The following is a 19,564-nucleotide window of genomic DNA, read 5'->3' as shown; positions in this document are numbered from 1 at the left end:
TTCCCTCCCAGCGTGCGAAAGCCCTCTGTCTCCAGAGGGCTTCACCCAATAATTACACCCCCTTAGCGTAACGAATTCGAAACAATATACATTCATGAAAGTTATTTACTCGATAAGCGTAGCGAAATATGCGATTAACGGTAAATTGAACTCATTTAGTGGGAAATCAATTTGTATAACGCCAGCGAAAAATGTAGCTAAATAAAGCGTCAAGAAAAAAAGCGGACCCCTCGCCGGCATGTGGTTTCATGCCGGCGAGGGGTCCGGGCTGCACGGGCCGTCTAAGAGTAATGGCTACTTCTTTCGACGGTGAATCACGTTAATGGCATAGCCGACGAGCATGGCCAAAACGATGACGATAAAGCCAAGGATGGGGTTGTCGTTCACGGGGGTCCTCCTATTTTCCGAGCGGCGAGAATTCGTCGACGATGATATCAAGGCATTGCGGTAGCGCGCGGGCGCCAAAGACGCCGGAGTTGCTGGAGATGATCTCGCCATCAAACTGCATGCCGAGCGATGGCGTGCAGGTAATCTTGGCTTCTTTGGTCTGGATGATCTTAAACTGCGGGCGGCCGAGTACCTTGCCGGCGGGGTCGAGCGCGGCGGTGATTACCGTGGGGAGCAACTGCACCGTGCGCACGGGCTCAATAACGACGATGTCGACCATGCCGTCGTTCATACGGCAGTTGGGGAACAGGTTGATGTCGTTTTGGATGACAGACGTGTTGCCCGCCATGCAGCAGATGCCGTCGAGCTCCTCAACAATGCCATCATGCTCAATGGTAAAGTGCGCCACCGTGGGGTTGGGCGTGGCGAGAGCGGAGAGGAAGTAGGCGATCTCGCCGATGTCGTTTTTGGTGGGGGCGGCCTTCATCATGATCTCGGCGTCAAAGCCCGAACCGGCGATGATGATAAAGCCATGGCGCTTTTCGTTGCCGTTCTCGTCGAGCCAAAAGAGCTCGCCCATGTCTACTTTGACCGTGCGGCCGGCGCGACATGCCTTGGCAAGCGCCGCTGCCTCGGGGGCATTGCCGATGTTGTTAAAGAACAGGCAGGCCGTGCCGGAGGGGAAAACGAGCGTGGGGACGCCGCAGCCGCGCATCTGGTCGAGCACGTTGGAGACGGTGCCGTCGCCGCCCGAGACGACCACGCGGTCGAACTCGCGAACGTCTGCCACGGCGTCCTCGGGCTCCATGCCATCGCCGATAAAGCGCATCACGACTTCGTCGCCGCCCTGTGCAAGGGCGTGCGTGAATGCGTAGATTTCATCTGAGCTGGGGCCCGATGCCGGGTTGTGGATGATAAGGCAGCGCATACTTACGTTCCCGTTCTGTGACTAACCGAGTATAGTTGTAAGGCAATGCCGATATCCTACCCGTGTTTTTCGGGCCTAACCTTATTCGATGGGTTGATATGTACATTTCCACACATCAGGCTCTACTCGACTTTTGCCAGCGCGCCCGTGAGTTCGACGCGATTGCCGTCGATACCGAGTTTTTGCGCGAGCGCACGTTCCATCCGCGTCTGTGTTTGGTTCAGATTGCCACCCCTGCCGAGAGTGTAGCGGTCGATCCCCTGGTAATCGACGACCTATCGCCGCTGGCCGAGCTTATGGCCGACGAGAGCGTGACCAAGGTCTTCCACGCCTGCTCGCAGGATATGGAGGTCATGCTCCATACCGTAGGCGTGCTGCCGCGTCCGATTTTTGACACGCAGGTGGCCGCCGCCTTTTTGGGCGAGCGTCAGCAGATTTCCTACGGCGCGCTCGTGCAGACGTTTTGCGGCGTCTCATTGCCCAAGACCGAGTCACTGACCGACTGGTCGCGTCGCCCGCTGACCGATAAGCAGATTGAGTACGCGATCGATGACGTCAAGTATCTGATCGTCGCCTATACCGAGATGATGAGCCGCCTGCGCGAGCTGGGCCGCGTGGACTGGGTGCTCGACGAGCTGCGCCCGCTGGCTGACGAGTCGCACTATCGCGCCGATCGCCACGAGGCGTTCCGCAAGGTCAAACGCATCAACTCGTGCAGTCGTCACCAGCTGGGTATCGCGCGCGAGCTCGCCGCCTGGCGTGAGGACCGCGCCGAGCGCCGCAACATCCCGCGCAAATGGGTCATGTCCGACGACACGCTGCTTGCGCTCGTTAAACGCAATCCCGTGCGCGTTGAGGAGTTCCGCAGCATTCGCGGTACCGATCAGTTGGGGGAGCGCGACGTGGACGGTGCGCTCATGGCCATCAAGCGCGGCGCAAGCTGCCCGCACGATCGCCTGCCGCTCATGGTGCGCGGGCATCGCCAGATCTCTCCGGAGTTGGAGAGCGTGACGGATCTCATGTATGCGCTCATCCGCCTGGTTGCCGAACGCTCGGGAGTGGCGACCTCGGTCATTGCCTCGCGCGATGACCTGGCCGACTACATTGAGCATCCCGAGCAGAGCCCCTTGCGCGAAGGCTGGCGCTTTGAGCTTGTGGGCTCGCGCCTGGACGATCTGCTCTCGGGCAACATGGGGTTGACGGTCAAAGATGGCAAAATTGAATTGCTGTAAGGAAGCCTAGCCGCTTGAGTGGGTAGAATGCCTCCAACGTGTAACTCGATTCGGAGGAATTCGCATGCCTTATTACTATGGATACGGCTTTGGCATCGACCCGCTGTACCTGCTGGTTGTTCTTGTCTGCACGGTGATTGGCCTTGCCGCACAGAACTATATCAACTCGACGTACAAAACCTGGTCCAAGGTTCGCTCGGACGGCGACACGGGCGCCACGGTCGCTCGCCGCATGCTCGACGCCAACGGCTGCAACGCCGTGGGTATCAAGGGTGTCGCCGGCGAGCTCACCGACCATTACAACCCACAGGACAATAACCTGTATCTCTCGGATGCCAACCGTTCGGGCGGGTCGGTCGCAAGCGTTGCCGTCGCCTGCCACGAGGCGGGCCATGCCGCCCAGCGTCAAAGCGGTTACGCCATGATGAAGGTTCGCACCGCCCTCGTGCCGGTCGTCAACTTTACCCAGAACACCTGGACCATCGTGTTGCTCTTGGGCCTGTTTATGAACATCGCGGGACTCACGACCCTCGCACTGATCTTCTTCTCGTTTAGCGTGCTGTTCCAACTGGTTACGCTGCCGGTCGAGATTGATGCCAGCCGCCGCGCCGTGGCGTACATCGAGCAGTCGGGCATGAGCTCCAAGCAGGTCAATGGTGCCAAGAAGGTCCTGACGGCAGCCGCGCTTACCTATGTTGCTGCAGCGCTCACTTCGATCATTCAGCTGCTCTACCTGATGGCTCGCTACAACAGAAACTCCAACCGATAACAAATTGGCTTGACAGGCGCCGCGGAGATTTGTGTCCCCGCGGCGCTGTACTATGTGTTGGACTTGAATTTGCGCAGGGCCGGAGCCCTTGTGCACGATAACGAAAGGAGGCTGCGTGGCAGGCTGGAATCTGACCGGCAATGCCGTTTCCGCCGAGTTCGACGGTTCGGACGAGCAGGAGCGTAAGGAACTCAGCGTGAGCCAGGCGGTGGAGATCGCCGCCGGCGCGCTCGATGCCATTCCGCAGCTGAGCGTTTTGGGCGAGGTCACGGGCTTCCGTGGCCCCAATGCCCGAAGCGGCCACTGCTACTTTCAGATCAAGGACGACTCGGCGGCCGTCGACTGCATCATCTGGAAGGGTGCCTATCTCAAGCGCACGTTCGATCTGCGCGACGGCATGCAGGTGAGCTTTAAGGGCAGCTTCAATCTTTATAAGGCCACGGGCCGCATGAGCTTTGTCGCTCGCTCATTCTCGCTGGCGGGGGAGGGTCTGCTGCGCCAACAAGTGGCGCAACTGGCCGAAAAGCTGCGTCGCGAGGGCCTGATGGACGAAGCGCGCAAGCGCCGTATTCCGGTGTTCTGCTCCCGCGTGGCGGTCGTCACCTCGCTTTCGGGTGCCGTAATCGACGACGTCAAGCGCACATTGCGTCGTCGCAACCCGCTCGTCGAGCTCGTCTGCGTGGGCGCCAAGGTTCAAGGTGAGGGTGCGCCGGCTGAGCTCATTGAGGGCTTGCGCCGCGCCGCCGCCATCACGCCGGCGCCCGACTGTATTTTGCTGGTGCGCGGCGGCGGCTCCTTTGAGGACCTCATGACCTTTAACGACGAGGAGCTTGCTCGCGCGGTGGCGGCTTGTCCTGTGCCCGTGGTGACCGGCATTGGCCATGAGCCTGATACCTCGATTTGCGACATGGTGAGCGACCGCCGCGCCTCCACGCCCACGGCGGCGGCAGAATCGGTGGCGCCGGCTATGACGGAGTTGGCCGATGTGCTCGAGGCGCGCCATCAGCGTCTGGGTGCCGCGATGGCATCGATGATTGGGTCGAATCAGGTTGATCTGGAGATGCTCGACCAGCGCGGTCGCCGCGCCTGGGATACCTATACGGCCCGCTTGGGCGATGCGCTCGATGCGGCTGCGTGCCGCCCGTGCCTCAACGACCCAACGTTTATGGTCGAGCGTCGCGAGTCTGAGCTTGCCCTGACGGCCGATCGCCTGTCGGGCGCCATAGTACGCTCGGTCGGGACATTCCGCTCCAACTTTGAGCGCCTGCCCGAGCGTCTGGTTGCAAGCACCTCGGGGCTCGATGGCAAGCGCCATGCGCTCGCGCTTGCGAGTTCCCGTCTGGAGCATCAGGGGCGCACGATGCTCAACAAGCCCGCGTCCGACCTGGGCCGTGCGGCAGCCTCGCTAGATGCCCTGTCGCCGCTCAAGGTGCTTGCCCGTGGTTATTCCATCGCGTACAGCGATGATGGGGTGGCCACGAGCGCCAAGACCTTTAAGGCCGGTGACGCCATCCGCGTGCGCATGGCAGACGGCAACGTGACGGCAACGGTCGATACGGTCGAGTAGGCCGCGTTTCATAGCGATAAACCTTTAGGAAAGGAAACAGATATGGCAGAGAAAACCCCGGTCGAGCAGCTTACGTACAAGCAGGCTTCGCAGGAGTTGGAGCTCATCATCCGCAGCTTGGAGTCGGGCGATATGGAGCTCGAGGAGTCGCTCGAGAGCTATACCCGCGGCGTCGAGCTCCTCAAGAGCCTGCGCACCCGCCTGTCCGATGCCGAGCAGAAGGTCTCGGTGCTTCTTAAGGACGTCGACGGCAACGACGTGCTCGCCGACGGCGAAGCCGCCAACACCGACGACAACCTCTCGTTCTAACCATCCCGACCAAATATAATTACCTTGGTCTGTGAGAAAGGAACCAACCATGTGCGATTGCATCTTCTGCAAAATTGCCAACCACGAGATCCCCTCGACCGTTGTCTATGAGGACGACCAGGTCATCGCCTTCGACGACCTCAATCCCCAGGCGCCGGTCCATACGCTCGTGATCCCCAAAAAGCACTACAGCGATATCGCCGATAACGTGCCGGCCGAGACCATGGGTGCAATGGCTCACGCCATCCAGGAGGTCGCTAAGGCCAAGGGCTTGGCGGACGGTTTCCGCGTCATCTCCAACAAGGGCGTCAACGCCGGCCAGACCGTCATGCACTTCCATATGCACGTCCTCGGCGGCAAAAACCTGGGCGAGAACCTCATCTGAGGGCGCTTCTTCCTTGCAATGAAACGGAAGCTCAAGCACCGATAACTTATATATCAACGCAATAAACCCGAGCGCGAGGGCGTTTGGGTTTATTATTGAAGCGTATGTAACCTGGCGGCGCCACACCGCCTGTTAGTAGGGAGACACATGAACGTTCTGGTCGTCAACGCAGGATCTTCGACCCTTAAGTATCAGGTCATCGATACCAAGTCCCACAAGGTGTCCGCAAAGGGCTCCTGCGAGCGCGTCTGCTTTACCGGCGGTACCTTCACCCACGCTGCCAACGGTTCCAAGAAGGTGACCGAGAACATCGAGTTCCCCGACCACAAGGTCGCCATCGAGGTCGTTCTGAAGGACCTCGAGGCCAACGGCGTCAAGATCGAGGGCATTGGTCACCGTATCGTTCAGGGTGGCTGGTACTTTGGTGATTCCTCCCTCGTCGACGAGGACGTCCTCGCCAAGATCCGCGAGGTCGCCCCGCTGGCGCCGCTGCACAACAACCCCGAGGCCAACGTTATCGAGTACTGCCTGGAGCAGTATCCCGATCTGCCCAACGTTACGGTCTACGACACCGCTTTCCACTTCAACATGCCCGAGGTCGCCAAGACCTACGCCCTTCCCAAGGATGTTTGCGACAAGCTGCACATCCGTAAGTACGGCGCCCACGGCACCAGCTACCGCTACATCTCCAAGAAGGTCGCCGAGATGACCAACGGCGAGGCCCGCAAGGTCGTCGTGTGCCATATCGGCTCCGGCGCTTCCCTGTGCGCCATCGAGGATGGCAAGTGCATGGACACCACCATGGGTCTCACCCCGCTCGACGGCGTCATGATGGGCACCCGCTGTGGCTCCATCGACCCGGCTACCGTGTGCTACCTGCAGCGCGAGGGCGGCTACACCTTCGACGAGGTCGACGAGATGATGAACAAGAAGTCCGGCCTTTTGGCTGTGACCGGCGGCAAGACCAACGACTGCCGCAATGTCGAGGAGCTCGCCGCTGCTGGTGACCCTGAGGCTCAGCTCGCCTTCGATATGTTCGTCTACAAGATTGCCGCCAAGGCTGCCGAGATGGCCACTTCCATGTGCGGCATGGACACGCTGGTCTTCACCGCCGGCATCGGTGAGCACGCTCCGGCCGTTCGCGCCGGCGTTGCCGACCGTCTGGCCTTTATGGGCGTCAAGATGGACCATGCCCGTAACGCCCTGCGTGGCGACGGCGCTTGGTGCCTGTCTGCCAAGGATTCCAAGGTCAAGATCTTCGTCATTCCCACGGACGAGGAGTTCATGATCGCTTCTGACGTCGAGCGCATCGTCAACGGCAAGTAATTGCAAGAGGGGAGGGGCTGGACGACCAAGTGCCGTTCAGCCCCTCTTTTGCGCTCGTTGGGCGATATGCCTGATAGCTATTTATTAAGATGTGATAACTTCTTATTAAAATGCGGTCGCCTTAAGAGGTCTGCGTCGACCGTATTGCACTGCAAAGGAGTCTCATGAACGTACTTGTTGTCAACGCCGGCAGCTCAAGCCTTAAATATCAGCTTCTGGATACCGATACCCGCGAGGTTTTCGCCAAGGGCAACTGCGAGCGTATCGGCTCGGACATGGGTATCTTTGGTCATTCCGAGAACGGTGGCGCCAAGCAGACCGAGGAGGTTCCCTTCCCCGATCATCGCTCTGCTATCGCTTGCGTGCTCGAGGAGCTCGAGAAGACCGACTTTACGATCGATGGCATTGGGCATCGTATCGTTCAGGGCGGCTGGCACTTCGATGATTCCGCAGTTGTCGACGACGAGGTTATGGCCAAGATTCTTGAGGTGGCACCGCTTGCTCCGCTGCACAACTACGGCGAGGCCGCAGCGATTGAGTATTGCCGTGAGAAGTATCCGGAGCTGCCCAACGTGGCGGTCTTCGACACCTCGTTCCACATGACCATGCCCGAGGTTGCCTACACTTACGCCCTGCCCAAGGACGTGTGCGACAAGTATCATGTGCGCAAATATGGCGCCCACGGAACGAGTCATCGTTACGAGTGGATGATGGCCAAGGAGATCCTGGGCTCGCGCTGCCACCGTCTGCTTTCGTGCCATTTGGGTAACGGTGCTTCGCTCGCTGCTATCGAGGACGGCGTGTGCCGCGACACCACGATGGGCCTCACGCCGCTCGACGGCCTGATGATGGGCACTCGCTGTGGTTCCATTGACCCGGCCACCGTGTGCTACCTCCAGCGCGAGGGAGGCTACAGCTATCAGGAAGTTGATGACATGATGAACAAGCAGTCTGGTCTGCTTGCCATCTCGGGCATCTCCAACGACGCCCGCGACATCCGTACACGCGCCTCCGAGGGCGACGAGCGCTGCCTGCTCGCCTTCGATATGTTCGCCTACAAGGCCATGCAGCAGGCCGGCTCCATGATCGCTTCCATGGCGGGCGTGGACACCATCACCTTTACCGCCGGCATCGGCGAGAACGACTGGTCGATCCGCAAGGCCTTCTGCGACTGCTTTGAGTGGCTGGGCGTACGCATCGACAACAACAAGAACCGCGAAGCCGTGGGCAACGGCCCGCAGGTCATCAGCGCCGCCGGCTCTTCCGTCATGGTCATGGTCATCCCCACCGACGAGGAATACATGATCGCCCACGACGTCGAGCGCCTGACCAAGAACAACTAACGCATTCGTCTGAAATTGACAAAAAGGCCTCCAGAGCAACAGCTCCGGAGGCCTTTCTACTAGCAGGCGGAAATTCCAGTCCCAAAGTGATCGCCACCAGCAACGCCTGCGCTCCCAGCAACGGCACCCATCCATTCAGATTTTCAGCCCCAGCTCGTAGCCAAGCCGCCGTCCACCCCGGATTCCCTGATTGCTACGTGGTGGCAGGGACCCTACAGGGTAAAGCTCTGAAAATATTCCGCAGGACGCATGAAACCCCCGCCGCACGAAGTGCGCAGCGGGGGTTTCATGCATGTCCGAGGACGTTTTCAGAGCTTTACCCTGTAGGGTCCCGAGGGGATATGTCCGCTACTCAGCCATCTGAGCCTGGACGGCGGTGATGGCTACGACACCCACGATGTCGTCGGCAGAGCAGCCGCGCGAAAGGTCGTTGACCGGCTTGGCGATGCCCTGCAGGATGGGGCCGTAAGCGTCGGCGCCGGCGAAGCGCTGGACCAGCTTGTAGCCGATGTTGCCGGCCTCGAGATCGGGGAACACAAGCACGTTGGCCTTGCCGGCAACGGAGGAGCCGGGGGCCTTGAGCTGGGCGACGGTGGGAACGATGGCGGCGTCGAGCTGCAGGTCGCCATCGATGGCGAGCTCGGGAGACTTCTCCTTGCAGAACTTAACGGCCTCCTGGACCTTCTTGGCGACCTCGCCGCCGGCGGAGCCCATGGTGGAGTAGGAGAGCATGGCCACGTGCGGCTCGACGCTGCCCATAAAGGTGGACCAGGAGTGAGCGGAGGCGATGGCGATCTCGGAGAGCTCGTCGGAGGACGGGTTGATGTTGAGGCCGCAGTCGGCGAAGATCAGCGTACCGTCGGTGCCGAACTGCGGGGTGTCGGTGCACATCACGAAGAAGGCCGAGACCAGCTTGGTACCCGGGGCGGTCTTAAGGATCTGCAGCGCGGGGCGCAGGGTGTCGGCGGTGGAGTGGCAGGCGCCGGAGACCAGGCCGTCGGCGTCACCCATCTTGACCATCATGGTGCCAAAGTAGGTGGCGTCCATCACCTGGGCGCGAGCCTGCTCGATGGTGACGCCCTTCTTGGCGCGGAGCTCGGCAAACTTCTGCGCGTACTCCTCGTGCTTCTCGGCATTGCGCGGATCGATGACGGTGGCGCCGGGAACGTTGATCTCGTCGGGGTTGCCCAGGATGACGATCTTTGCCAGGCCCTCCTCGATGATCTTGGTGGCCGCGACGATGGTGCGCGGATCCTCGCCCTCGGGCAGGACGATCGTCTTAAGGTCGGCCTTGGCGGCAGACTTCATACGGTTAAGGAAATCGCTCATGTTACTCCTTACAAGCGTTTCACTAAGCTCCAGGCGCCCGGCTGTTCACGAATAAACCCGCTGCTAGCGGGTTTACCTTTCAAATTTGTACGCCGCGGTGCTTGAGCTTTCCTTGTGTGGCAAGCTCATTATAGGACGCATTAGCGCTATAATCGCTCTGATAAATATGTCTCGAAGAATGTTCGAGAAAAGCCCAGCTAACGAGCCCGTGGCTTTTGACAAGGAGTATCGATGCAGATTACCTCAGGCCTGCCTGAAGGCTTTAACGCCGGCGCGTACGACATGATTGTCGTCGGTGCTGGATATGCCGGTGCCGTTTGCGCCCGCCGTCTTGCCGAGACCATCGGCTATCGTGTTGCCGTTTTGGAGCGCCGTAGCCACATTGCGGGCAATGCCTATGACTGCACTGACGAGGCCGGAATCCTGATCCACGAGTACGGTCCGCATATCTATCACACCTTTAACGAGCGCGTGCACAATTTCCTGTCGCGCTTTACCAAGTGGACGGATTATCAGCACAAGGTGCTCGCCAACATCAACGGCACCCTTATGCCCGTGCCCTTCAACCACGCGAGTCTCAAGCTCGCCTTTGGTGACGAGCGCGGCGAGGAGCTGTATCAGAAGCTCGTGGAGACCTTTGGCAAGGATGTCAAGGTGCCCATTATGGAGCTGCGTAAGAAGAACGACCCCGACTTGGCCGAGGTCGCTGATTACGTCTACGAGAACGTCTTTTTGCATTACACCATGAAGCAGTGGGGCCAGACGCCCGACCAGATTGATCCCTCGATCACCGGCCGTGTTCCCGTCTTTGTGGGCGATGATGACCGCTACTTCCCGCAGGCTCCCTTCCAGGGCATGCCGCAGGACGGCTATACCGCGCTGTTTGAGCATATGCTCGACCACGACCTGATCGACGTGTTCTGCGACGTGGACGCCCGCGATCTCTTTGAGATCGACGAGACCACCGTCAAGGTCGACGGCAAGGTCTACGGCGGCGAGATCGTCTACACCGGCCCGCTCGATGAACTGTTCAACCTCGACTTGGGTGCGTTGCCGTACCGTACACTCGATATGAAGTTCGAGACGCTCGATATGGATCAGTTCCAGCCCGTGGGTACCGTCAACTACACCACGAGCGAGGACTACACGCGCATTACCGAGTTCAAGAACATGACTGGTCAGGTCCTGCCCGGCAAGACCACCATCATGAAGGAGTACTCCAAGGCCTATACGCCCGGCTCGGGCGAGACGCCGTATTACGCCATTCTTGAGCCCGAGAACCGTGAGCTCTATGAGCGCTATCTTGAGCGCGTCCAGAACCTGACAAACTTCCACCCGGTGGGTCGTCTGGCCGAGTATCGTTACTACGATATGGATGCCGTGACCAATTCCGCCCTCGATCTTTCGGATGAGATTATCGCCTGCCATGCATAAAGTCATAACATTCGGTATTCCCTCGTATAACGCCGCTAAGGACATGGACCATTGCATCACCTCCATCTTGGAGGGGAGCAATTATGCCACCGATATCGAGATTATCGTGGTGGACGACGGCTCTAAGGATGAGACGGCCGCCAAGGCCGACGAGTGGGAGGCCCGTTATCCTGGAATCATCCGCGCGGTGCACCAGGAGAATGGCGGCCACGGTATTGCCGTCCTTTCGGGTCTGCGCGAGGCGCAGGGCACCTACTACAAGGTTGTCGACTCGGACGACTGGCTTGACGGCGCTGCCCTTTCGACCATGCTGTCGATTCTGCGCGGCTTTGAAGAGCGCGACCAGCGCGTTGACCTGTTTATCTCGAACTACGTGTACGAGAAGGTTTACGAGGGTACGCATACGGCCATTGGTTACAAGTTTGCCCTGCCTCGAAAAAAGATCTTTACCTGGGACCAGATCGGCCATTTCCGCCTGGACCAGAATCTGCTCATGCACAGCCTGTGCTATCGCACGGATGTGCTGCGCGAGTCCAACCTGCCCATGCCGCCGCACACGTTCTATGTGGACAACATCTACGCCTACGTGCCGCTGCCGCGTTGCAAGACCATGTACTACGCCGACATCGACCTCTATCGCTACTTTATCGGTCGCGAGGGCCAGAGTGTCAACGAGGCCACGATGGTCAAGCGTCTGGACCAGCAGTTCCGTGTTACGCGTATCATGATGGAGTCGTACCATCTGTACAGCGATGTCGAGTCGTCGCGTCTGCGTTCGTACATGATGGGCTACTTCACCATGATGATGGCGATCTGCTCGGTGCTCACCAAGCTTTCCGACGAGGATTGCGCCGATGAGCGTCTGAAGACGCTGTGGACGGACCTGAAGGCCTACGATGAGCGCATGTATCGTCGTGCTCGCTACGGTGTGGTCGGCTTCTTTACTAACCTCCGCGGTCGTGCCGGAGACAAAACCACACTCGGCCTATACCGTCTTGCCTCAAAGATCTTCAAATTCAACTAGTACAGAAACGCTCGGGTAACGGGGACCCCTGGTCCTTAACTTGCTACTTCGGACAGTCCTGCGCAAGACGGAGGCGCCACTGGCGCCTCCTTTGCGTGCGGAACTCGTATCAAGTTAAGGACCAGGGGTCCTCTGCTATGTCTCGCTTTATGTCAGACAGCTGAATTTGAAAATCTTAGACGCGCGGTACACAGGGGCCTGGGCTGAAAAGATTTTGGTTGGTAGTCGGCCGGAGGCAGGCGGGCGTTACGTTTGTCGCGAGTTCCGCATGCAAAGAAGGCCACTTAATGTGGCCTTCGTCTTGCATAGGACTGTAGAGCAGCAAACGTAACGCCCGCCCGTCTCCGGCCGACGGTCGAGTGGACTACTTTGCGGCGCCGGGGATGCCGTGGGAGGTTTTGGCGGTTTTGGCTCCGTTTACGATGGCGGTTTGCAAAGCCCTTACGGCGAGCATGCCCAGCAGGTCTAGGGGAACGGCGGCGCTTGCCTGGGCGCCCAGTTTGCCGCTGGCGAGGGTGTAGATGGTGTCGCCGTCGTTGGTGGTGTGCGTGGGACGGATGGCGTGTGCGTAGGCGTCTGCGGCCATTTGGGAGACCTTGGTGGCTTGGGCCTTAGTGAGCTCCATGTTGGTGACGATGCAGCTGATGGTGGTGTTGGTGCGGTCGAGCGGCATCTGCATGGATCCGGCGGCGGCAAAGGCTGCGAGTTCCATATCGACGATTTGGTCGCTATCGGCTGAGGTGCGCATGCCGGCGACCCACTCGCCGGTGAGGGGGTCGACAACGTTGCCGCAGGCGTTGACCGAAACCACGGCGCCTACCTTAACGGGACCGAGCGCCACGGCGGCAGTGCCAAGGCCGGCCTTCATGCAGGTGGCAGGGCCCATGAGCTTACCTACGGTGGCACCGGTGCCGGCGCCCACATTGCCTTGCTCGAGCGTGGTGGGGGTGTTGTCGAGTGCCTCGCGCACGGCGGCGATGCCGGCCTCTATGTCGGGGCGTACGGTGGGGTCGCCAAAGGCAAGGTCGAAGATACAGCTGGAGCACACGATGGGCACCTGCGTGGGGCCGACGGACAGACCAATGCCGCGGCTCTCGAGTTCGCGAGCGACGCCGCTTGCAGCCTCGAGGCCAAAGGCCGATCCACCCGACAGGCAGACGGCGTGGACCTTGTCGACGGTGTTCTCGGGACGCAGCAGGTCGGTTTCGCGCGATGCTGGAGCACCGCCGCGAACGTCAACGCCGCCGGTGGCGCCCTCGGGTGCCACGATTACGGTGCAACCGGTGCCGGCCTCCTCGTCCGTATAGTTGCCAAAGCAAAAGCCATCGACATTGCAAACATCGATGGCTTCGAGCAGTGTGTCCATGTTTTCTCCTATCGGTTTTCCGCCGGGCCTTATGCCCGGTCGGGATCCGTACGGTACGGCAAAATTGTAGGCGCTGGGGGATACCCAGCGCCAGATGCAATTACGATAGTTTTTGAATCGCGCGTGCGACGCGAGCGATGGGCAAGCCCACCACGTTGTAGAAGTCACCCGAAATATCGTGCACAAGCATGCGGCCGCCTGTGCCCTGGATGCCGTAGGCTCCGGCCTTGTCCATGGGTTCGCCGGAGGCAACATAGCGCTCGATCTGCTCTTCGGTAAGCTCATAGAACGTCACGTCGGTCACATCGACAAACGACAGGCTCTCGGCGGCATGCGGAGCTGAAGCGTCGCCGGCTTTAACGATGCAGGCGCCGGTCGCCACCTGGTGCGTGCGGCCCGAAAGCTCGCGGAGCATGGTGCGCGCCTCGTCCTCGTTTGCCGGCTTACCCAAAATCTTGCCATCGAAGGTGACGATGGTATCGGCCGCGACGGTCAGCTCATTGGGCTTGGCATACTCGGCGGCGACGGCAGCTGCTTTGGCACGCGCCAAGCGCTCGACGAGCGTAAGCGGAGCTTCGCCATCAAAAGGCGTTTCATCGATGTCTGCAGGAATTACGCGAATGTTATAGCCTGCCTCGCGCATCAGCTCTATGCGGCGCGGCGATTGCGAAGCCAAAATCATAGTTGGATGCCCTCGGCGACCTTCTCGACGGCCTTGTCGCCGGCGAGCGTGCGCAGCAGCTCCAAGGCAAAGGGGAGTGACTGTGCCATGCCGCTGGCAGTAATGATGTTGCCGTCTTGCGTGACCTTCTCGCCGGTATAAGCTCCCTCGGGGAAGCTCTTCTCAAAGCCGGGGAAGCACGTGGCGCGGCGTCCCTCGAGTAGACCAAGCTCGCCCAGGATAAATGGGGCGGCGCAGATGGCGGCAACGTGCTTGGTCGCGGCGAACTCGCAGACTACGTCGCAGACGCGCTGGTCGGCGCGCAGGTTGGTGGCACCGGGCAGGCCGCCGGGCAGCACGACGCAGTCGTACTCGTCAAAGTTGATCTCGTCAAAGAGAGCATCGCAGGTCACGGGAATCTGCAGCGAGCTCACGACTTCGCGCGTGGGCATGATCGAGACAAGCGTGGCGCGCACGCCGCCGCGACGCATGACGTCGACCATGGTCAGGCATTCAATCGTTTCAAAGCCATCGGCGGCGAGAACGGCAACGCTGGGCATGAGAGTTCCTTTCGTAAGGCGGCATACAATTAGCCGTCTTATACCCCGAAGACATACGCTTGCCACGCTCGATTTTCCAATGTTTAAAAAGGGACGGGGATTAAATAATCATTCGGTGCAAATTGATTATTTAATCCCCGTCCCAGAAAAATCATCGGGCGTGGTCTTGGGCAAACAGTCTAGTTGCGCTTGAGGTGGACGACGGTTTCGCAGTGGAAGGTTTGCGGGAACAGGTCGACCGGTGTGATCTTGACGGGGGAGAAGGTGCCTTCCTCGACAAAGCGCTTAAGGTCGCGCGCCAGGGTGGCAGGGTCGCAGCTCACATAGGCGACATCGCGCGCACTCGTGCTAGCGATGAGGTCGATGGCCTCGGGTGCCAGACCTGCGCGCGGCGGATCGACCACCAGGACATCGGCATCCTGGTCGGGGAACTCGCGCACGGCATCGCCGCCGATGACGTCGACGTTGTCGAGCTTGTTGATCTCGAGGTTACGGCGCAGGTCGCGCACGGCCGGACCGTAGGCCTCGACGGCGGCGACAAAGTCGCAGCGGCGGGCGAGCGGCAGGGTAAAGGTGCCGGCGCCGCAGTACAGGTCCACGGCAAGCTCGTCTTCCTGCGGGTCGAGGGCGTCCATAACGAGCTCAATCAAAAACTCGGCGCCCTTGGTATTGACCTGGAAAAAGGATGGGGCGGACAGGCGCATCTGACCATCAGCGATGTTCTCGGTCCACGAGCCCTCACCGGCGAGCATCTCCACCTTGGAAACGCGGCGGGCCTTCTTCTCGCCCTTGCTCATGACGCGCACGACGCTCGTGGGGTGTGCGGCGTCTGCCAGTACGCGTGAGACCTGTGAGCGCGGGAAGGAGCCTGTGGGTGTCCAAAGTGCGACCTCGAGTGCTTTGGTGCGACGTGAAGCGCGAATGCCCACGCGCTCCAGACCCAGGTCGTGGCTGCCGCTCAGATAGTTGAGCGCGCCGACGACCGATTTGAGCGCCTTGGGAAAACGCTTATCGAACAGCGGGCACGAATCGACGGTCACGATCTTGCTGGGGTCGACGCCGTGCATGCCAAGGCGAACACGGCCGTTAACGAGAGTGGGCTCCAGCTCAATCTTATTGCGGTAGCCCCAGTCGTCCTTGGTATGGCGGATAGGCTGGACAAGATCGTTGACCTGCTCGGGGGTGAACTTGCCAATGCGCTCGAGCGTGGAGCGCAGGTTTTGCTCTTTGGCGGCAAGCTGAGCGGAGCGCGATAGATTGCCCCACGAACAACCGCCGCAGATGCCCACGAAGGGGCAGGGGGGCTGAATGCGATCGGGACTCGGCTCCAGAATCTCGGTCGTGCGGGCGCGCATAAACGACTTGCCGTCCTGCACGATCTCGGCTTCGACGGTGTCGCCTGCCACAGCGCCCTGCACAAAGACGGCCTTGCCGTTGTCGGCATGTGCCAGACCGTCGGTGCCGTACGTCATCGATTCTATGGTGAGCTTCATATTCCTGCCTGTCATTCGCGTTGCTGTTCGCACCATGGTAGCAGGGAAAAGCGCCCCGCATCCGAGGCTTTCCTCAAATGCGGGGCGCTTCTACAAACTGCTTCTACAAACGTCTATTTCGTCTTGCCGGTAATGAGCGTCTTAAGGCCTAGGCCGATCAGGCCCAAGCCCATGCGCACGCGGCCAGGGCGATGGCGCTCGATGGCCTTGGCTTTGCCAGCGGGCTTCTTGTGACACGCGTTGCTCTCGGGGGTTGTTGTGGGTGCCTGAGGTTGGGCTGCGGGAGCAGGTTCGGGCTCGATAACGATCGCTCGGACCTTCTGGACCTCGGGAGCGGCCGGCTGCGGCTCGGGCTCAGACTGGGATGCGAGCGCGGGCTCTGCCTCGGTGGCGGACTCGGCGTTGCGATAAGCGCGCTCCAACAGGAACTCCTGCGAGTTAAAGGGCTTCTCACCCTCTTTTCGCTCTACGGGAACCCAGGTGCCGTCGCTCGTCAGGCTACGTGCCTTCACGTTGTCGCGCAGCTGCACGCCCATGTACTCGTGCACCAGCGCGCGGCAGGTGGGGTCGAGCACGGGGAAGGCGATCTCTACGCGATGCTCGGTGTTGCGCGTCATCATGTCGGCAGAACTCAGGTAGATCATGTCCGAGTCCACGCCGAAGGCATAGACACGCGCGTGCTCCAAGAAACGTCCGACGATAGAACGTACGTGCACGTTTTCGGTCTTGCCCGCAATGTTGGGCTTCAGGCACGAGATGCCGCGGATGATCATGTCCACGCGCACGCCGGCACACGATGCCTCGGCGATCTTGTCGATGACCTCGCGGTCGGTCAGCGAGTTGAGCTTAAAGAACACGCGGGCGGGCTCGCCGGCGAGCGCACGTTGGATCTCGCGGTCCAGACCGCGCATGATGAGCGGCTTGAGACCGACGGGCGCCACGCCCAAAAAGCGGTAGTCGCCGCGCAGGTTGCCCAGCGACAGGTTGCGGAAGAACAGGTTGGCGTCTTCGCCGATGCCGGGATGGGCGGTCATGAGCATAAAGTCGCTGTAGAGCTTGGCCGTCTTCTCGTTAAAGTTACCGGTGCCCAAAAGCGTGAGTCGAGTGAGCGCCATGCCCTCGCGATAGGTGAGCTGGCAGATCTTTGAGTGGCATTTAAAGCCCTCGGAGCCATAGATGACGGTGCAGCCCGCTTCTTCCAGACGCTCTGCCCACTCGATGTTATTTTGCTCGTCAAAGCGCGCGCGGAGCTCCATGAGCACCGTGACCTCTTTGCCGTTCTCGGCGGCGTCAATCAACGACTCGCACAGACGACTCTGCTTGGCCACGCGGTAGAGCGTGATACGCAGCGAGATGCACTCGGGGTCGTATGCGGCCTCGTGTACCAGGTCCAGGAACGGATTCATGGCCTCGTAGGGGTAAAAGAGCAACTTGTCGCCCTGCAGCACCTGCTCGCGAATGGAGCGGGACATGTCGATGGTGGGGTTGGGCTGAGGCTTAAACGGCGTAAAGAGGAGCTCGTTGCGTAGATGCTCGGGAATCTTGCCCTCAATGCCGAAGACGTAGCCCAGGTCGAGCGGGATATCGCAGGTAAAGACCGAGCGGCGAGAAAGCTCGAGCGCCTTGCGGATGGTCTTGAGCGTCGCCTTCTCGAGCGACCCCGAGACCGCGAGCACTACCGGCTGCAGACGCAGGCGCTTCTTGAGGATGCGCTTCATGTGCTGGCGGTAGTCCTCTTCCTCCTCGACGCCCTCGCCGTCCGGATCGATGTCGGCGTTGCGGGTGACGCGGATGAGCGCGCGGTCGAGCGGCTTATAGGAGCCAAAGCAGCTGTCCAGGCAGGCGAGGATGACGTCCTCGAGCAGAATGTAGGAGTAGGTGCCGGCGGGCGAGGGGATCTCGACCACGCGGTTCATCGAGGCGGGAATCTCGATTAGGCCCAGCAGACTTTCCTCGTCGGTGACGCCGTCCAGGCCGCAGGCCAGGTAGAGTGCGCCGTTGCGCAGGTTGGGGAAGGGGTGGCGCGGGTCAATCACCAGCGGTGAGATGACCGGCGACACGTAGGCCTGGAAGTAGCGGGTTACAAAGGTGCGCTCCTCGGGCGTAAGCGAATCGGCACGCGCGCGGTGAACGCCCAGGGCGTCGAGCTTGCCCTCGATGCTCTTAAAGATGGACTCCCATCGGGTAAGGAGCCCGGGCATTTCGGCCATGACGGCATCGACCTGTTCGGAGGCGGTCATATTGCTCTTGTTGTCGACAGGCTGTTTTTTGAGCTCTGCCAGATCGGACAGGCCGCCCACGCGCACCATGAGAAACTCGTCGAGGTTGGACTCGAAAATCGACACGAACTTTAGACGCTCGAACAGCGGAACGGTCTCGTCGAAGGCTTCGTCAAGCACACGGTTGTCAAAGCGCAGCCAGCTGAGCTCTCGGTTCTGCGTGTACGAGAAGTCGCGCGGCGGTTTGCGCAGCTTTGCGGCGGCTTGCTTTTTTTCGATTTTGCTCGGCATATGCATCTGTCCGTTCAGTCCCCGCAGGGGACGGTTGCCTAACACTATTCACTATTGTCTCAATTTAGTCGACCTATGGCACGGACGTATCGCGTGAACGGTATCTTTACCTACTTCTTACGCTGACAAGCCATAGAACTGACGCCCGTCACGTTGTGAAAAAACGGTCTATATCCTCACTCAACTGGTGAGTATATGTGAATAAGAATGATAGGTAGCTGAATATCATCGAATACAGACAGAAACACGAACAAGCGTCATTTATATACATAAAACCGTTTTAGATATGCAATTCCTAATCGAAAGATTGGAGTTGTAATTGCGAATGATTTTTGAGAAAAAAGAGCGTTTACCTTAGAAAAGTTACTTTAGAACGCCGAAGTACATCATGGGGGAATCACATGCGATATACCGTTCATCGCACTTTGTTGACCGTTCGGGGGCGAGGTGGAATTGCGGCTGATTTTTGGATATAACTAGAGCTGTCAGCAAGCAGCGTCTCATATGGAGGGGCGCTAACGAATCGGCCCTGACAGGGGCCCGAAAGAAAGGTAGGAGGCCATGACGAAAGGTCTGCACGTGCCTTCCGAGATCGGCAAGCTCAGGAAGGTCTGCCTGCACCGTCCCGGCGACGAGCTCCTCAACCTGCCGCCCGACGAGCTCGAGCGACTCCTGTTCGACGACGTCCCGTTCCTGGAGGTCGCACAGCAGGAGCACGACACCTTCGCCCAGATCCTGAGGGACCAGGGCGTGGAGGTCCTCTACCTCGAGAACCTCGTCGCGGAGGTGTTCGACCAGGTCCCCGGCGCCCGCGCCGAGTTCACCGACCAGTACATCGCCGAGGCAGGCATCCGCGGCCAGCAGATGCCGCAGATCGTCCGCGAGAAGCTGGACTCCATCGAGGACAACCTCGAGTTCGTCAAGAAGACCATGGCCGGCAT

17 protein-coding genes are annotated in these 19,564 nt (G+C 60.0%); 10 read left to right on the top strand and 7 right to left on the bottom strand.

Annotation, left to right across the window (positions count from 1 at the left end; genetic code table 11):
- Window positions 1-397 precede the first annotated feature (397 nt).
- Window positions 398-1,315: a diacylglycerol/lipid kinase family protein gene (locus tag ACESSC_RS06095; RefSeq protein WP_117800358.1), complete on the bottom strand. Its 918-nt coding sequence runs from the start codon at window positions 1,313-1,315 to the stop codon at window positions 398-400.
- 98 nt (window positions 1,316-1,413) lie between these two features.
- On the opposite strand from ACESSC_RS06095, the gene rnd reads away from it, so the two are divergent.
- The 7 genes from rnd (at window position 1,414) to ACESSC_RS06060 (ending at window position 8,246) form a co-directional block, all read left to right on the top strand.
- A complete protein-coding gene (rnd, locus tag ACESSC_RS06090; RefSeq protein WP_006234315.1) occupies window positions 1,414-2,547 on the top strand; it encodes a ribonuclease D in 1,134 nt (377 codons plus the stop codon).
- 64 nt (window positions 2,548-2,611) lie between these two features.
- Window positions 2,612-3,316, top strand: a complete 705-nt coding sequence (locus ACESSC_RS06085) for a zinc metallopeptidase (protein WP_161159686.1) — start codon at window positions 2,612-2,614, stop codon at window positions 3,314-3,316.
- 115 nt (window positions 3,317-3,431) lie between these two features.
- On the top strand, window positions 3,432-4,883 hold the full coding sequence (xseA, locus tag ACESSC_RS06080; protein ID WP_373161912.1) for an exodeoxyribonuclease VII large subunit: 1,452 nt from the start codon (window positions 3,432-3,434) through the stop codon (window positions 4,881-4,883).
- A gap of 42 nt (window positions 4,884-4,925) precedes the next feature.
- On the top strand, window positions 4,926-5,192 hold the full coding sequence (gene xseB / locus ACESSC_RS06075; RefSeq protein WP_006234311.1) for an exodeoxyribonuclease VII small subunit: 267 nt from the start codon (window positions 4,926-4,928) through the stop codon (window positions 5,190-5,192).
- Between the two features lie 49 nt (window positions 5,193-5,241).
- Window positions 5,242-5,577 carry a histidine triad nucleotide-binding protein gene (locus ACESSC_RS06070; protein ID WP_195363649.1) on the top strand — a complete coding sequence of 112 codons (336 nt, stop codon included), beginning with the start codon at window positions 5,242-5,244 and terminating at the stop codon, window positions 5,575-5,577.
- Between the two features lie 147 nt (window positions 5,578-5,724).
- Complete coding sequence (locus tag ACESSC_RS06065; protein WP_006234305.1) at window positions 5,725-6,903, top strand: acetate/propionate family kinase; 1,179 nt, start codon at window positions 5,725-5,727, stop codon at window positions 6,901-6,903.
- A 164-nt stretch (window positions 6,904-7,067) separates the two neighbouring features.
- Window positions 7,068-8,246: an acetate/propionate family kinase gene (locus ACESSC_RS06060; RefSeq protein WP_373161910.1), complete on the top strand. Its 1,179-nt coding sequence runs from the start codon at window positions 7,068-7,070 to the stop codon at window positions 8,244-8,246.
- 348 nt (window positions 8,247-8,594) lie between these two features.
- Here the strand turns inward: ACESSC_RS06060 and pta are convergent, their stop codons facing one another.
- Complete coding sequence (gene pta, locus ACESSC_RS06055; RefSeq protein WP_373161908.1) at window positions 8,595-9,575, bottom strand: phosphate acetyltransferase; 981 nt, start codon at window positions 9,573-9,575, stop codon at window positions 8,595-8,597.
- Window positions 9,576-9,806: 231 nt separating this feature from the next.
- Here pta and glf point away from each other — a divergent pair, with 231 nt between their 5' ends.
- Both glf and ACESSC_RS06045 read left to right on the top strand, forming a co-directional pair.
- The gene (gene glf, locus ACESSC_RS06050) at window positions 9,807-11,009 is read left to right on the top strand and encodes a UDP-galactopyranose mutase (RefSeq protein WP_117583930.1); all 1,203 of its coding nucleotides are present in this window, start codon (window positions 9,807-9,809) and stop codon (window positions 11,007-11,009) included.
- Window positions 11,002-12,033 (top strand): glycosyltransferase family 2 protein, encoded by a 1,032-nt coding sequence (locus ACESSC_RS06045; RefSeq protein WP_373161905.1) that lies wholly within the window; start codon window positions 11,002-11,004, stop codon window positions 12,031-12,033. The genes glf and ACESSC_RS06045 overlap by 8 nt, the downstream gene beginning before the upstream one ends.
- Window positions 12,034-12,397: 364 nt before the next feature.
- Here ACESSC_RS06045 and ACESSC_RS06040 read toward each other — a convergent pair whose 3' ends face one another.
- The 5 genes from ACESSC_RS06040 to ppk1 all read right to left on the bottom strand — a co-directional run bounded on the left by ACESSC_RS06040 (window position 12,398) and on the right by ppk1 (window position 18,623).
- Window positions 12,398-13,399 (bottom strand): P1 family peptidase, encoded by a 1,002-nt coding sequence (locus tag ACESSC_RS06040; RefSeq protein ID WP_373161903.1) that lies wholly within the window; start codon window positions 13,397-13,399, stop codon window positions 12,398-12,400.
- Between the two features lie 100 nt (window positions 13,400-13,499).
- Window positions 13,500-14,081: a Maf family protein gene (locus ACESSC_RS06035; protein ID WP_373161899.1), complete on the bottom strand. Its 582-nt coding sequence runs from the start codon at window positions 14,079-14,081 to the stop codon at window positions 13,500-13,502.
- Window positions 14,078-14,620 carry a DJ-1 family glyoxalase III gene (locus ACESSC_RS06030; protein WP_373161898.1) on the bottom strand — a complete coding sequence of 181 codons (543 nt, stop codon included), beginning with the start codon at window positions 14,618-14,620 and terminating at the stop codon, window positions 14,078-14,080. Before ACESSC_RS06030 ends, ACESSC_RS06035 begins: the two co-directional genes overlap by 4 nt.
- 179 nt (window positions 14,621-14,799) lie before the next feature.
- The gene (rlmD, locus tag ACESSC_RS06025; RefSeq protein ID WP_373161895.1) at window positions 14,800-16,128 is read right to left on the bottom strand and encodes a 23S rRNA (uracil(1939)-C(5))-methyltransferase RlmD; all 1,329 of its coding nucleotides are present in this window, start codon (window positions 16,126-16,128) and stop codon (window positions 14,800-14,802) included.
- A 98-nt stretch (window positions 16,129-16,226) separates the two neighbouring features.
- Window positions 16,227-18,623 carry a polyphosphate kinase 1 gene (gene ppk1, locus ACESSC_RS06020; RefSeq protein WP_373161893.1) on the bottom strand — a complete coding sequence of 799 codons (2,397 nt, stop codon included), beginning with the start codon at window positions 18,621-18,623 and terminating at the stop codon, window positions 16,227-16,229.
- Window positions 18,624-19,184: 561 nt separating this feature from the next.
- On the opposite strand from ppk1, the gene ACESSC_RS06015 reads away from it, so the two are divergent.
- On the top strand, window positions 19,185-19,564 hold a 380-nt coding region (locus ACESSC_RS06015), incomplete at its 3' end, for an arginine deiminase family protein (RefSeq protein ID WP_373161892.1).

It is taken from the genome of Collinsella aerofaciens (genome assembly GCF_964243765.1).
Classification (GTDB): Bacteria; Actinomycetota; Coriobacteriia; order Coriobacteriales; family Coriobacteriaceae; genus Collinsella; species Collinsella aerofaciens_BU.
This window is presented reverse-complemented; position numbering and strand designations above follow the sequence as displayed.

Bases quoted from the DNA above. Each gene is read 5' to 3' on its own strand.
- pta (WP_373161908.1), bottom strand. From the start codon at position 9,575: ATGAGCGATTTCCTTAACCGTATGAAGTCTGCCGCCAAGGCCGACCTT.
- glf (WP_117583930.1), top strand. From the start codon at position 9,807: ATGCAGATTACCTCAGGCCTGCCTGAAGGCTTTAACGCCGGCGCGTAC.
- rnd (WP_006234315.1), top strand. From the start codon at position 1,414: ATGTACATTTCCACACATCAGGCTCTACTCGACTTTTGCCAGCGCGCC.
- ACESSC_RS06035 (WP_373161899.1), bottom strand. From the start codon at position 14,081: ATGATTTTGGCTTCGCAATCGCCGCGCCGCATAGAGCTGATGCGCGAG.
- ACESSC_RS06040 (WP_373161903.1), bottom strand. From the start codon at position 13,399: ATGGACACACTGCTCGAAGCCATCGATGTTTGCAATGTCGATGGCTTT.
- ACESSC_RS06095 (WP_117800358.1), bottom strand. From the start codon at position 1,315: ATGCGCTGCCTTATCATCCACAACCCGGCATCGGGCCCCAGCTCAGAT.
- rlmD (WP_373161895.1), bottom strand. From the start codon at position 16,128: ATGACAGGCAGGAATATGAAGCTCACCATAGAATCGATGACGTACGGC.
- ACESSC_RS06070 (WP_195363649.1), top strand. From the start codon at position 5,242: ATGTGCGATTGCATCTTCTGCAAAATTGCCAACCACGAGATCCCCTCG.
- ACESSC_RS06030 (WP_373161898.1), bottom strand. From the start codon at position 14,620: ATGCCCAGCGTTGCCGTTCTCGCCGCCGATGGCTTTGAAACGATTGAA.
- ACESSC_RS06085 (WP_161159686.1), top strand. From the start codon at position 2,612: ATGCCTTATTACTATGGATACGGCTTTGGCATCGACCCGCTGTACCTG.
- ACESSC_RS06065 (WP_006234305.1), top strand. From the start codon at position 5,725: ATGAACGTTCTGGTCGTCAACGCAGGATCTTCGACCCTTAAGTATCAG.
- ACESSC_RS06060 (WP_373161910.1), top strand. From the start codon at position 7,068: ATGAACGTACTTGTTGTCAACGCCGGCAGCTCAAGCCTTAAATATCAG.
- xseB (WP_006234311.1), top strand. From the start codon at position 4,926: ATGGCAGAGAAAACCCCGGTCGAGCAGCTTACGTACAAGCAGGCTTCG.
- ppk1 (WP_373161893.1), bottom strand. From the start codon at position 18,623: ATGCCGAGCAAAATCGAAAAAAAGCAAGCCGCCGCAAAGCTGCGCAAA.
- ACESSC_RS06045 (WP_373161905.1), top strand. From the start codon at position 11,002: ATGCATAAAGTCATAACATTCGGTATTCCCTCGTATAACGCCGCTAAG.